This window comes from Sphingobacterium sp. UBA5670, from assembly GCF_002420705.1.
In the GTDB taxonomy this organism is placed as follows: Bacteria; Bacteroidota; Bacteroidia; order Sphingobacteriales; family Sphingobacteriaceae; genus Sphingobacterium.
On record NZ_DIIM01000004.1, the window covers coordinates 119117 to 132834 of the forward strand.

Annotated in this window: 13 protein-coding genes, 1 tRNA gene and 1 pseudogene; 7 read left to right on the forward strand and 8 right to left on the reverse strand. The window is 40.5% G+C overall.

The genetic code is table 11. The features are described from left to right. Nucleotides 1-244 (forward strand): annotated as a pseudogene (locus B3C94_RS05145) (hypothetical protein); the annotation flags it as partial. 20 nt (nucleotides 245-264) lie between these two features. On the opposite strand, the gene ruvB reads toward B3C94_RS05145, so the two are convergent. The 5 genes from ruvB to pdxH form a co-directional block, all read right to left on the reverse strand. Continuing rightward, entirely contained in the window at nucleotides 265-1287 is a 1023-nt protein-coding gene (ruvB, locus tag B3C94_RS05150; RefSeq protein ID WP_046673408.1) for a Holliday junction branch migration DNA helicase RuvB, read from the reverse strand. Between the two features lie 12 nt (nucleotides 1288-1299). Further along, nucleotides 1300-2037 (reverse strand): polyprenol monophosphomannose synthase, encoded by a 738-nt coding sequence (locus B3C94_RS05155; protein WP_293900249.1) that lies wholly within the window; start codon nucleotides 2035-2037, stop codon nucleotides 1300-1302. Nucleotides 2038-2401: 364 nt separating this feature from the next. Beyond that, the gene (locus B3C94_RS05160; RefSeq protein ID WP_414712635.1) at nucleotides 2402-3598 is read right to left on the reverse strand and encodes an NADH-quinone oxidoreductase subunit D; all 1197 of its coding nucleotides are present in this window, start codon (nucleotides 3596-3598) and stop codon (nucleotides 2402-2404) included. 5 nt (nucleotides 3599-3603) lie between these two features. Further along, nucleotides 3604-4092 (reverse strand): NADH-quinone oxidoreductase subunit C, encoded by a 489-nt coding sequence (locus B3C94_RS05165; protein ID WP_293900037.1) that lies wholly within the window; start codon nucleotides 4090-4092, stop codon nucleotides 3604-3606. Between the two features lie 2 nt (nucleotides 4093-4094). Then, entirely contained in the window at nucleotides 4095-4748 is a 654-nt protein-coding gene (pdxH, locus tag B3C94_RS05170) for a pyridoxamine 5'-phosphate oxidase (protein WP_293900040.1), read from the reverse strand. A gap of 153 nt (nucleotides 4749-4901) precedes the next feature. Here pdxH and B3C94_RS05175 point away from each other — a divergent pair, with 153 nt between their 5' ends. The 3 genes from B3C94_RS05175 (at nucleotide 4902) to B3C94_RS05185 (ending at nucleotide 7848) form a co-directional block, all read left to right on the forward strand. After that, complete coding sequence (locus B3C94_RS05175; protein WP_293900043.1) at nucleotides 4902-5465, forward strand: YqgE/AlgH family protein; 564 nt, start codon at nucleotides 4902-4904, stop codon at nucleotides 5463-5465. 170 nt (nucleotides 5466-5635) lie between these two features. Next, complete coding sequence (htpG, locus tag B3C94_RS05180) at nucleotides 5636-7525, forward strand: molecular chaperone HtpG (RefSeq protein WP_293900046.1); 1890 nt, start codon at nucleotides 5636-5638, stop codon at nucleotides 7523-7525. 249 nt (nucleotides 7526-7774) lie between these two features. Further along, nucleotides 7775-7848, forward strand: a tRNA-His gene (locus tag B3C94_RS05185). Between the two features lie 120 nt (nucleotides 7849-7968). On the opposite strand, the gene B3C94_RS05190 is transcribed toward B3C94_RS05185, so the two are convergent. Continuing rightward, nucleotides 7969-9126 (reverse strand): glycoside hydrolase family 130 protein, encoded by a 1158-nt coding sequence (locus B3C94_RS05190; RefSeq protein WP_293900049.1) that lies wholly within the window; start codon nucleotides 9124-9126, stop codon nucleotides 7969-7971. A gap of 305 nt (nucleotides 9127-9431) precedes the next feature. Here B3C94_RS05190 and B3C94_RS05195 point away from each other — a divergent pair, with 305 nt between their 5' ends. The 3 genes from B3C94_RS05195 to B3C94_RS05205 all read left to right on the forward strand — a co-directional run bounded on the left by B3C94_RS05195 (nucleotide 9432) and on the right by B3C94_RS05205 (nucleotide 12017). Beyond that, complete coding sequence (locus B3C94_RS05195) at nucleotides 9432-10184, forward strand: DeoR/GlpR family DNA-binding transcription regulator (RefSeq protein WP_293900052.1); 753 nt, start codon at nucleotides 9432-9434, stop codon at nucleotides 10182-10184. Between the two features lie 11 nt (nucleotides 10185-10195). Then, on the forward strand, nucleotides 10196-10900 hold the full coding sequence (gene rpiA, locus B3C94_RS05200) for a ribose 5-phosphate isomerase A (protein WP_293900055.1): 705 nt from the start codon (nucleotides 10196-10198) through the stop codon (nucleotides 10898-10900). 88 nt (nucleotides 10901-10988) lie between these two features. Next, nucleotides 10989-12017 (forward strand): Gfo/Idh/MocA family protein, encoded by a 1029-nt coding sequence (locus B3C94_RS05205; RefSeq protein WP_293900058.1) that lies wholly within the window; start codon nucleotides 10989-10991, stop codon nucleotides 12015-12017. A 56-nt stretch (nucleotides 12018-12073) separates the two neighbouring features. Here the strand turns inward: B3C94_RS05205 and B3C94_RS05210 are convergent, their stop codons facing one another. Both B3C94_RS05210 and B3C94_RS05215 read right to left on the reverse strand, forming a co-directional pair. After that, nucleotides 12074-12967, reverse strand: coding sequence for a cation diffusion facilitator family transporter (locus tag B3C94_RS05210; protein WP_293900061.1), 894 nt, complete (start codon nucleotides 12965-12967; stop codon nucleotides 12074-12076). Between the two features lie 93 nt (nucleotides 12968-13060). After that, the gene (locus B3C94_RS05215; RefSeq protein WP_293900064.1) at nucleotides 13061-13630 is read right to left on the reverse strand and encodes a TlpA family protein disulfide reductase; all 570 of its coding nucleotides are present in this window, start codon (nucleotides 13628-13630) and stop codon (nucleotides 13061-13063) included. Nucleotides 13631-13718: the final 88 nt, after the last annotated feature.

The following is a 13718-nucleotide window of genomic DNA, read 5'->3' on the forward strand; positions in this document are numbered from 1 at the left end:
TAAAGAATATACGCTCCAAAATGAGATAGAAGAAGAAATTATCGAGTACTCCTTTCAATGGATGATCGAACCTTCATGTCCTGTCGCTGTATTAGTCAACTGCCTGGACATCTTAAATAACCTACGAAAGAAGCACCCTTGGATATATGAGGAGCTACAGGCTCAAATAAGCTATTTTCAACGGACAAAACCTAGCCCAGCTTTAATGAGCCGGACTAATAAAATTATTCAGCAGAAAAGTTAAAATATACTTTTCATTCGCGCTTAAAACAGTGTGTTTCCTTTCGAATGGTTGACACGCCCCAAGTGCTTATAGGCCGCTTCGGTACACTCGCGTCCTCTTGACGTCCGCATAATGTATCCTTCTTGAATCAGAAAGGGTTCGTAGACTTCCTCAATCGTACCTTCATCCTCACCAACAGCCGTCGCTACAGTTTTTAGTCCTACAGGACCACCTTTGAACTTGTCGATAATCGTCGTTAAGATTTTATTGTCCATCTCGTCTAAACCATTTTCATCCACATTAAGCGCATGTAAAGCATATTTTGCTATTTCTTTATCGATACTCCCGTTGCCCTTTATCTGCGCAAAATCTCGTGTACGGCGCAGTAAAGCATTGGCTATCCGTGGTGTCCCCCTGCTCCTTCGCGCAATCTCATAGGCACCTTCATCAGAAATCGGTGTGTTTAAGATATGAGCCGAGCGCAGCACGATAGTTGTCAGCAATTTTGCATCATAATATTGCAAGCGTGAATTAATTCCAAAGCGTGCGCGCAAGGGGGCTGTTAAAAGACCTGAGCGCGTTGTGGCACCAATCAAGGTAAACGGATTCAGAGAAATCTGCACAGACCGTGCATTTGGGCCTGTCTCCAGCATGATGTCAATTTTGAAATCTTCCATTGCCGAATAGAGATATTCCTCCACCAAAGGACTTAAACGATGGATCTCATCTATAAACAAAACATCACCTTCCTCCAGATTTGTCAATAAACCTGCTAAATCGCCCGGTTTATCCAATACAGGTCCCGAAGTAATTTTGATACCAACCCCCATCTCATTAGCAATGATATGGGATAAAGTCGTTTTTCCTAAGCCTGGGGGGCCATGTAGCAAAACATGATCCAGCGCCTCGCCTCTCAGCCTAGCCGCTTTCACAAAAATATTGAGGTTTTCTAATATTTTAGCCTGTCCTGTAAAGTCTTCGAAAGCCTGAGGCCGCAATGCTCGTTCAATATCACGATCTGTATTGCTCAGACGTTCAGGATTTGGATCTAAATTCTCGTTCATTGTGGCAATATTTTAATTTCTCTTATAGCGCTTACCTATGCTTCCCAGTTTCAATTGGATAACACCAAAAAATGCCTCCTTAAAGATACTTGTACTCATCTTTGATGTACCTTCAGTCCGATCTGTGAATATAATGGGGACTTCCACCACCTTAAAGCCATATTTTATGGCTGTAAATTTCATTTCAATCTGAAAAGCATAACCTACGAACTTAATCTTTTCAAGTGGGATTGTCCTGAGGACTTCTCTGGTAAAACAAACAAATCCCGCGGTAGCATCCTGGATATCTATTCCGGTTATAAAACGAACATATACCGAAGCAAAATAGGACATCAGTACCCGGCTCATCGGCCAATTGACCACGTTCACGCCCTTGATATAACGCGAACCTATGCTCATATCAGCACCATCCGCACAAGCCTGCCGTAAGCGAAGCAGATCCTCCGGATTGTGACTGAAATCTGCATCCATTTCAAAAATATATTGGTAGTGCTCGTGCGATAGCGCCCATTTAAATCCATGGATATAAGCTGTCCCTAAGCCCAGTTTCCCGGTCCGTTCTTCGATAAACAGACGGCCAGTAAATTCATTAAGCTGCAAATTCTTGATGATGGTAGCCGTCCCATCGGGAGAACCATCGTCTACAATTAAAATATCAAATGCATGTGATAAGGAAAAAACTTTGCGAATGATTTTTTCAATATTTTCCTTTTCATTATATGTTGGAATGATAACTAAACTATCCGTCACTTTTTTATATTTAAGACCAGTAAAGGTAATCATTTACGTTAAATTCTAATGCAGGAATTCGATGAAATATACAGGATAATCAACATTGCTCCGATGAAAAAGCAGTAAACCCTTCAAGCTCAAACCAACACACCGGCATGCTAAATAAACAGCATCAATAGATTGCAGGCCATAAAAAAGAGAAGCCCGTTACTTTGGGAGTAACGAGCTTTCATTAACCAATTATAAACTTAAATTATGAGACTGCAAATATGGTGAAAATTGCTTTCATTTACAAATTTATTTGCGTTTTTCTGCAACATTTTCAATACAGTCCCTATTTTATTTTGCTAAATCGTTTAGAAAACATGCACACTACCGCAATTTAGCGGTCCACCTCCCCCAAAACGATATCAATAGATCCAAGAATCGCAATTAAATCAGCAATTAATACGCCTTTTCCGAGTTCCGAAATCACCGAAAGGTTATTAAAACTTGGCCCCCTTGACTTTACACGCAATGGAATATCTGATTTATCTTTTGTGACAAAGTAAAACCCTAATTCTCCTTTCGGATTTTCAGCACGGACATAATAATCTTGAGCTTTCAAGTTCACTTTCTTCGGTACCAGAGCCCTCGGATCAAATTCAGCTGTACGTTTAAAGTCTTTCTGTAATCGCTCAAGACATTGCTCGACAATGCGAACAGATTCCTTGACCTCATCTACCCTAACTTTATAACGATCCCAGCAATCGCCGATTGTTCCCATCTCACCTTTTCCCACAGGTATCTCAAAATCAATTTCTGGATAAACAGAATAGCCATCTATTCGTCTCAAATCCCATTTTATCCCCGAAGCGCGAAGCATGGGCCCCGATACACCATAATTTATGGCGACATCAGCAGGAAGTACCCCTATTTTAGCTGTACGGGAAATAAATATTTGGTTCTGTGTCAATATCTCATCCAGTTCGACCAATTTAGGCTTGAAATACGCTATAAATTCAGCACAGCGCTCTTCAAAGCCTACAGGCAAATCATAAAATAAACCTCCTACCCAGATATAATTGTACAGCATCCTGGAGCCAGATGCCCATTCCAACATATTCATAATATGCTCGCGGTCGCGGAAACACCAGAGAAACGGTGTTGTTGCACCGATATCAATCCCATATGTCCCAATAGCAATCAGGTGGGATGCAATTCGGTTGAGTTCACAGACCAGCACCCGGATGTACTCTATTCTTTTCGGTATTTTACTATCGAGACCAAGCATGCGTTCAACCCCCATCACGAAAGCATGACTATTGTTCATTGAGGCTAGATAATCCAGACGATCAGTAAAAGGAATTGTCTTTGCGTAATTTAACGATTCGGCATGTTTGTCAAAACAACGGTGCAGATAACCCAGATGTGGAACAACCTCTTTCACGATCTCTCCATCTGTAATCAGCTGCAGTCGGAGCACGCCATGCGTCGAAGGATGCTGAGGCCCCATATTCAACACCATTTCCTGACTGGATATCTCCGTAAGGTGTTTTTCATAGCGTATTAATGCCTCTTTATATTTTGGATTCGCCATTTCTATCAATTAATATGGATGCCATGATATTTTTCTGCCTCTTCATAATCCTTCCGTAAAGGATATCCTTCCCAATCGTCAGGTAGCAAAATCCTTCTAAGATCCGGATGTCCCTCAAAATAAATCCCCATCAGGTCAAATGCTTCGCGCTCATGCCAGTCTGCCGTGCGCCATACCGAAGTAAGCGAAGGAATCTCAGGGAGTTCGTCGAGCGAACGATTACCAGACAACTCCACTTTTAAGACCAAACCGTGTTGATAAGGCAAGGAATTGAGATGGTAGACTACAGTAAAATGCGTGTGATAATCCACAGCAGTAAGGTTGCTTAAAAAATCAAAGTACAAACCCTCTGTATCCCTCAGGAATAAACATACGGCTATAATATCGCCCTTATCAATAAATAATGCAGGCTGCAGCCCATTGTGATCTTCTTTAAGAATAATTTGAGTTCCAAATCTGGAAACAAGCGTCGATTTAATTTCGTCAAATGTCATATTTATGGAGCTATGCGCGTAATCTTCCAGGAATCAGACACTTTTTTATAAACGATACGATCATGCAGCCGACTCGCACGTCCCTGCCAGAACTCGAAATAAATCGGTTTCAGTAAATAGCCGCCCCAATGTGAGGGTCTAGGTACAGCGTCGCTTCCATTATATTGGTTTTCGAGTTCTTCCACCCTGTTTTCTAAAAAACTACGGTTTGGAATTTCGTGGCTCTGCGGGGAGGCCAGTGCACCGATACGGCTCGCTTTAGGTCGCGATTGAAAATATTCATCCGAATCAGCTCCGCTCACAAATTCAATAACTCCTTCAATCCGGACCTGCCGCTGCAATTCAGGCCAGAAAAATAACAGTGCAGCATGCGGATTAGCTTTCATGTCTTCCCCCTTACGGCTCTCATAATTTGTAAAAAAGACTAAACCTTCTGATACAATATCCTTCAATAAAACAACTCTTGAGGATGGCAAATGATGGGAAGATACGGTTGAAAGCACCATGGCATTAGGTTCGATCACCTCGCTATGAATAGCCGCATCAAACCATTTTTTAAACTGGTGGACTGGATCACGATCCACATCCGATTCAGATAGGCTACCTAATACGTAATCCTGTCTGATTGCTGCAATATCTTTATGTTGAATGGACATAGAAACCTGTTTTTATATCCTACAAACTTACTAAAATCATTGCTTTTTCTCTATAAAGTTAGTAGAAATTGACAAAATCCTAATTTTGGCACAAATCTCGCATAGATTAAATAAAAAAGATTAAATTCAATAAATAATTAAAATTCGCGCTATATGTTTACCGAACTAGACCCACAAAAAGGAAGCCTATTGATTTCCGAGCCGTTTATGCTAGACCCCAGATTCCTCAGATCCGTAATATTGTTATGTGAATACAATACAGAAGGCTCCCTCGGATTTGTTCTAAATAATCAAACTAATGTTCGCATTGGCCAATTATTGGAATCTATACCGGATTGCAATTTCCCCATCTACGTCGGTGGTCCTGTAGCTCAGGAAAGCCTTTTTTTTGTACATAGCCGTTTTGATTTACTGTTAAGCGGCGAAGAAGTGGCCCCAGGAATCTATTTTGGAGGCGATGAAGATAGACTTATTGAAGCCATCCAAACGGATAGCATAAAAGCTGACGAACTAAAATTCTTTATCGGGTATTCCGGATGGTCTGCTGGTCAACTGGACGGCGAAATCAAAGAAAATAGCTGGGCTGTACAGAACAAATACCATCATCAGCTTATTTTTGAAGGTAACGGCGAATTATTGTGGAAGGATGCCATTATTGGACTCGGCCCCAAATATGCACATGTCGCCAACTTTCCACAGAGCCCAGGCCTAAATTAGCCGAAGGCAGTTTCGCTCGCTGACAGTTTACTTAAAGAGCCCGTAAATTCAACGAATGAGCCTATGACAAAATAGACTGTTTCCTGCCATCATGTCCTATAGAGACGATTTGGAACACTGATTGTATGTTTTAAACAAATCATAAAATTAAAAATAGCGACATACAAATTATGAATCCAGAAAAAGGTAGTATTTCAATTCACACGGAGAACATATTTCCCGTAATCAAAAAATTCTTATATTCTGATAATGAAATTTTCTTGCGTGAACTGGTATCTAATGCAGTTGATGCTTCTCAAAAAATCAAACGCCTAGCTTCTTTGGGTCAGTACCAAGGTGAAACGGGTGAATTGATTGTAGACGTAAAATTTGATGAAGCTGCCAAAACCATCACTATTTCCGACAATGGTATTGGTATGACAGCAGATGAAATAAAAAAATACATCAACCAGATCGCTTTCTCAGGTGCAACAGAGTTCATGGAAAAATTCAAAGAGGCAAATGATGCAAATGAAATCATTGGCCGTTTTGGTTTAGGCTTCTATTCCGCATTTATGGTGGCCGATACGGTGGAAATCCAATCTTTATCCTATCAGGATGGAGCAGAACCTGCTCATTGGACTTGCGATGGTAGTACATCTTACGAAATTTCTACAGGTACAAGAACCACACGCGGTACTGATGTCATTTTACATATTAACGAAGAATCAACTGAATTTTTAAGCCAGGCACGCTTACAGGACATTTTAGATAAGTATGCGAAATTTCTTCCTGTCTCAATCCGTTTTGGCACCAAAACAAATTCTGAACCGGATGGTGAAGACGAAGAAGGAAAACCAAAATACAAATCTGTAGAGGTAGACAATATCATCAATAACACCAATCCAGCCTGGACAAAATCTCCATCCGAACTAAAAGACGAAGATTATCTGGCCTTCTACCGCGAGCTCTATCCTTATTCAATGGATGAACCATTGTTTTGGATTCACCTCAACGTCGATTACCCATTCAACCTGACTGGTATTCTCTACTTCCCTAAAGTTAAAAATGAACTGGAGATCCAGCGCAATAAAATTAAGCTGTATTCCAGACAAGTGTTTATCACAGACGAAGTGAAAGATATTGTTCCTGAATTCTTAATGTTACTTCACGGGGTAATCGATTCACCAGATATTCCATTGAACGTATCCCGTTCATTTTTACAAGCAGACAGCAACGTTAAGAAAATCAATAGTTATATCACCAAAAAGGTGGCTGACAAATTGAACGAGATATTTAAGACTGACCGCAAGGGCTTTGAAGAAAAATGGACAGATATCGGTTTATTTATCAAATATGGTATGCTAAGCGATGAGAAATTTGCAGAAAAAGCAAATGACTTCTGTTTAGTAAAAAACACGAACAGCCAAAGTTTCACCATCAAAGAATATTACGAAAAGGTTAAAGATATCCAGGTAGATAAAGATGGTAACATTGTCTACTTATATACGCATGATGCCGCTCAACAAGATGGCTTTATCCAAACTGCATTAAACAAAGGTTATGATGTTTTGATGCTTGATGGGCCACTGGATACGCACTTTGCTGCTTATTTGGAGCAAAAGGGCGGTGAAAAGGTACAGCTGAAACGTGTGGATGCTGACGTTATCGATAAATTGATCCAAAAAGACGAAAAAGTCGAGCTTGCCCTTTCTGAAGAAGAATCCAAAAAAGCGCTTGAGGTTTTCGAAAAAGCAATTTCACGCCAAGATATGAAAGTTGAAGTTGACGCCTTAAATGAAGGTGATCTGCCTGTATCGGTAACAATTGATGAATTTATGCGCCGAATGAAAGATATGGCCAAGACAGGAGGTGGTATGAATTTCTATGGTTCATTGCCCGACAATTATAAGGTAACTGTCAACGGTAACCATCCGCTGATCAAAAGAATTTTATCTGCATCGGACGAAGAAGGCTCTAAACTAGCAAAACAGGCTTTTGATTTAGCACTCTTATCCAGAGGTTTATTGTCTGGAGCTGATCTAACATCTTTTGTGAAGAGAAGTGTAGAGATGATCTAAAAACATTTCTTCCAATAAAAAAGGCGGTTTCTTTGATAAGAACCGCCTTTTTTATTAGAAATTGGAAGCAAATGGTAACTTTGGGATTCGCGAAATACATATCCGCACCAATATGGATGCGTTTCAATGTTTTTTTATTAAAATTTAATAAACTAATCTTCACCTAGTTGGCTTTAAACGCTGTTTTTTTTCCAACAAATATTTGGAGGGAATAGGGTTTAATCGTACTTTTGTATCATCAAAATCACGGTAGGTATAGCTCAGTTGGTTAGAGCACTAGATTGTGGTTCTAGGGGTCGTCGGTTCGAGCCCGATTACTTACCCAAAAAGGCAGATCAAATGATCTGCCTTTTTTAATTTGATAAGTTCCCAGCCAACTAAGTAAATTCTCCTACACCAACTACCCATCATCCAAACAAGCTTCAAAGACAACTTCTTCCCTCTTACAATCCAGGTACAGGATCCATTGGCCCTGGATGGCGCGGATCATAAATAGCTACAGCAACTTTAGAGTCGGCACAACCATAATATAAAAACCATTTTTGCTTAAAAAAGACCAATCCTTCGATAAAAACCGTTCCATCTATATATTGTCCGCTTTTTTCGAATGATTCCATGGGCCGCAAAAACGGAACATCCATTCGAGCCAATACGCTTGTCGGATCTCGTTGATCAAATAAAACCTGCCCAGCGGAATAGGTATTTTTATTAAAACGCATATCCCCTTTCTCCGCATGATTCTTACCATTGTACAACAATAGAATTCCCTTATCAGTCAAAACTGCTGGAGGACCACACTCCGTCAATCCGCTATCAAAATAACCATCTCTTGGCGAAATAAAAGCTTTCAGAGCACCTCTACTATCTGTTACAGGTTCCCAGTCAATCAAATTATCGGATGTGGCGCCATAGACACCATGTTCCCCCCAGTACAACCAATATTTCCCATTGATTTTAGCAATCACCTGTTTATTGCCTTTCAATACGGTTACAATAGACGCCGATTTATGCGGTTCATTGACAAGAGCGGGCTTATTTTTCGATTTTTTAAAAATGGGACCATACTTAACCCAGTGTCTCAGATCAGTGGATATTGCTGCACCTAGCCGCGGAACCTTTCGGTTCCATTGGGTATAAAACATCACAAAGCGCCCATCCTCAGTTTGTGCTATCCGGGGATCTTCCGTCCCGCCTGGCCACTCGTTATCCTGCTGCTCATCGGGGCCCGGATAGAATATCGGTGTTTTGAGCCGTTCAAAATGAATACCATCCACACTAGCCGCTAACCCCAGGCGAGAGGTCCGGTGACCAATAGCCTTCCCCGTCCGGTCTTCTGCACGATATAGGACAAAGACACTATCTCCCTTCACCACTGCCGCAGGATTAAAGGTGTCGTTGTTCTCCCATCGGATTTCCTTCTTTAGCATTGGATCATAAAATACGGAACTTGTATCAGGCTCAATAATTGGATTGACTCCTTTGGGTCGCTCAAAGCCACCCAATACCCATTGTCCTTTCATAAGCTGCGCGCCATGCTGAACCTTACAGCCACTAAAAAAGACGAACAGAATAAAACCTGCAATTTTTACGATAGTATTCATATTTTAATTGATTTCTGATCCTTTACCTATAGAATTAAACAACAGCCTGTAAAAGCGAAAATTATAAATTGGTTACAACTGAAGAACGAACGAAACAATTACCGATCATTCACAAATATAATGCTAATAAAAACAATAAGTACGGCAAAAACAAGTTCATCAAAAATGGGATTGAGTACGATCCTCCAGAACCAAGTAAGTTAATTTCACAGTAAACAGCAGGCTAAACTGCAACATATTGCAACTTTTAGACAAATAGTAAGCTTATTATTGCAACATGTAGCATAAAAGCATATATTTATAGCATGATCTCAAAAGAAGAACGTCACGATTTTATATTAATTAAGATCCAAAAAGAAAGAAAATTAGCGCTGATGGACTTGGCCACCGAGCTTGGTGTTTCCGAACATACCGTACGACGTGATCTTAAAGAGTTATCTGACGCCGGCTTACTTCGGGCTATTCGGGGCGGTGCCACGCTACGGTCAAACATTCCATTCGATATATACGACCGAAATAACCTTGATGTTATGGAGAAACAATCCATAGCTGAAAAATCAATCACGCTATTAAAAGATCATCAGGTCGTCTTTTTCGATGGTGGCACCACAACACAGGCAATTGCCGGAAATATTCCCGAAAGCCTATCTCTTACTGTTGTCACACATAGTCTCCCGATAGCCAATATACTTGCAAGCCTCCCAAACATCAGCTTGATTTTTGCGGGCGGCACTTTTTGCAAATCATCTCTTACGATGCAGGGGCAGCAAACTATTTCCACCTATGGAGAAATATACGCCGATATTAGCTTCCTAGGCGTATGCAGCCTAGATCTCTACCGCGGACTGACGGCAAGAACTCTCGAAGAAACAGCTATCAAAAGAGTACTCTGTAAAAATTCAATGAACATTGTTGCTGCCACAACAAGCAATAAGCTCGATACCATCACATCTTTCTTAACATGCCCCGCGTCTGATATCAGTTATTTAATTACAGAAAAGGATCCTTCGGATCGTATTTTACAACCTTATGCCGCACAAGGTATTGCAATTTTATAAATTTACCATTTATGACTAATCTCAAACAGGACGCCGCCAAAGCTGCTCTTCAGCTATTAAAACCCGATCAGCTCATTGGAATGGGAGTGGGATCAACAATAGCTTATTTCATCGAATTGATCGCAAGCAGTATCTCCTTTAAATCCAGCTTAAAATTTATATCCCCTTCTTTCGAAACAAAAATGCGGCTCAAGGAGTACGGTCTTGTTTGCATTGATGGCAGTACCCTAGCAACATTGGACTATTATTTTGACAGCTGCGATCAGGTGGACATGCATTTAAATGCATTCAAAAGTGGCGGCGGCGTGCACACAGGTGAGAAGATTATGGCGAATATGGCACAACAGTTTATTCTCTTGGTGGATGGCTCAAAGATGGTCGAGAACTTGACCACAAAGCATCCACTATGTGTTGAAATTATACCCGAAGCCTGGTTATCGGTACTTAAAGAACTAAAATCAAACTATTCTACAGCAATAGCCGAGGTAGTATTAAGAAAATCCGAACAAAAATCGGGTCCTCTCCTGTCTGAGCGAGGTAATTTCCTGGCAGATATTTATTTTTCTAAACTGCCAGATATTCTTGAGTTAAATAAACAAATCAAACTCATAACAGGAGTTGTAGAACATTCACTTTTTTATCAGCTCTGTTCGGTATGCCTATTGGCAACAAAAGATGGCATAACACATCTAACTGCAAACCGAGCAGAGAAGTAAAAGACAGATAAGGGCAAAACCAAATAGAACTAAAGTTGTCATTAAATACAACAATTAACAAGACAGATCTAACATATTTTAAATCAACATGAAACATACTCAAATTAATACAGGAATACTCAGTTTTGGCATGTCAGGGCGTGTTTTTCACGCACCATTTATATATACCAATCCACATTTCAATCTTAGCGCTGTTGTAGAACGGTCGAAAAAAGCAGCACATGAATTCTATCCGGCAATAAAAAGCTACGATAACATCGCAGAATTACTCGCTGATAACAGCATCGAACTGGTCATTGTAAACACACCAAATTATACACATTTCCAATATGCCAAAGAAGCCCTGGAAGCAGGAAAACATGTCTTGATAGAAAAACCCGCCGTTGATGACTCAGCACAATTTGATGCGCTACTTGCCATTGGCAAAAAACAAGGAAGACAATTATTTTTCTATCAAAACAGACGCTACGACAGTCATTTTTTAGACATAAAGAAAGTAATCGAAAGTGGAGAATTAGGAAAACTAATTGAAGTGCATTTCAGATTTGATCGCTATAAAATGGAATTGGGACAAAAATACTTCAAGGAAGATACGCAGTATATTTCCAATGGTATTACCTATGACCTCGGTCCTCACCTTCTTGATCAGGCAATCTCCCTTTTTGGAAAGCCGATTAAATTCAGTAAAACGACGTCTATTAACAGACCTGATTCAAAAGTTGCAGACTACTTTCACTATCATCTCTACTATCCAGCTGGACTGAACGTCTACTTAACGGGCAGTCTGCTCGTCGCTTCTCCGCAACCAGCCTTTGTCATCCATGGTACTAAAGGGAGTTTTATCAAGAATATGACGGATGTACAAGAACAGCAATTGATCGATGGTATGCTACCCGACGATCCATCTTATGGCATTGAGCCAGCAGGATTCGAAGGAAAACTTGTGACCATAGACGCATCAAATCAAAAACATGAGTCTTTCGTAACCCCACATAAGGGAGATTACAATCAGCTGTTTGAAGCCATTTATGAAAGCTTAAGAAATAATGTCGATTACCCTATTCAAGCGGATCAGATCAAATGGCAGATCGAATTGCTTGAAGCTGAAAACACCTAAGCTTCTAAACAATCAAATGGCGGCACGGTTCAAGAAAACTAACATGTGCTGCCATTTCAATTTGCTTTCCAAAGACATTCGTTCGGTTCAATATGGATCATCACATGACCAAGGTCAGGAATATGTGCTATCAAATGGTCCTTAAGTTTATGCGCCAGCTCATGCCCTGCCCTTACCGTAATTTCACTATCAACAATGGCATGCAGATCGACATGATATTTAGCCCCCGATTTACGCACAAAACATTTTTCTGTCGCTTTTATCCCCTCGACTTTTAATGCCTCTTCCCGGATGTTATCAATGACTTCATCGTAGACATTTTCATCCATGATCTCGCCAAGCGCCGGTCTGAAAATATGATAACAGTTATAAAATATAAAACCAGCAGCAAATAATGCCGCATAGTCATCCGCATTTTCGTATCCTTTTCCGAGCAACAATGCAATAGATATCCCAATGAAAGCAGCAACTGATGTGATCGCATCGCTTCGATGGTGCCAAGCGTCTGCACGAAGTGAAGAACTATTCGTTTCTTTACTTTTCTTCATAACGATCCTATAAGAAATCTCTTTCCAGACAATGATCCCGCCCAGCACAAATAGCGTCCAGGGCTTGGGTAGATCATGTGGCGTTCCTATATTCTCAATACTTTCATAAGCAATTATGGTTGCAGAAACAATGAGAAAACCAACGACAATAAATGTAATAAGGGGTTCTACCCGACCATGACCATAAGGGTGATTCTCGTCGGCAGGTCGTTGCGCATATTTTAAACCTAAAAGTACTAGAAATGAAGAGAAAATGTCGGCTGTTGACTCAATTGCATCCGCGATCAGCGCATAGGAGTTTCCGAAGAAACCAGCTAGCCATTTTAACAAGGCCAGTAATGCATTACCCGCAATACTAAAATAAGTCGTTCTGACTGCAGTCTGCTCTTGAAGTTCGGACATAGCTATAAATTAACTTGACACAGCGAAAATACTGTTTTAATTTTCAAATTCTATTCTCCATCTATAGAAAATAGCGATTACAACGATCGATCTTTAGCTGCCGCTCGCGATATCCTGCAATGCTTTTTTCATCTCAGGAGCCCCATAGTCACGGCTTCCTTCCAAACGCTCTACGATCTTTCCAGCTTTATCCAAGATGACTGTTGTCGGTATGGACTGTCCTAAGAATTCTGCAGGAATATCGCCCTCTGCTATATAAAGAGGCAGATCATACTTATTTTCTGCCATGAAAGCCGAAGACTTCTCCATGTCGCCATCAACATCTACCATGAGAAAAACGATATCCTTATTATCTTTAAGCGATTGCCTAAGCTGGTCAATAGAAGGTAGTTCATGAATACATGGAGGGCACCAGGTCGCCCAGAAATTGATAAACACGACCTTACCTTTTAAAGCACTTAATTGAAGAACCTTCCCTTCTTTATCCTTAAAAGATAACTCCTGCGTTGTGGTTGCAGTGTCTGCAGTAGCTTCAGCAGGTTCCTCCACCTTTTCGGCCTTGACCTCATTTTTGGTTCCTGCATTTCCACAGCTAAAAAATAAACTGGTCGATAACGCCGCAAGGCCCAAAAAAATAGATCTGCTACTAAACCTAATACTCATTGTCTTTTGTTTCATTAAAATTATTCTATTTACAAATAAATCACCCTTCGCTGATCTTCCCCATCTCATCGTTCCAGGAGAAATTTCT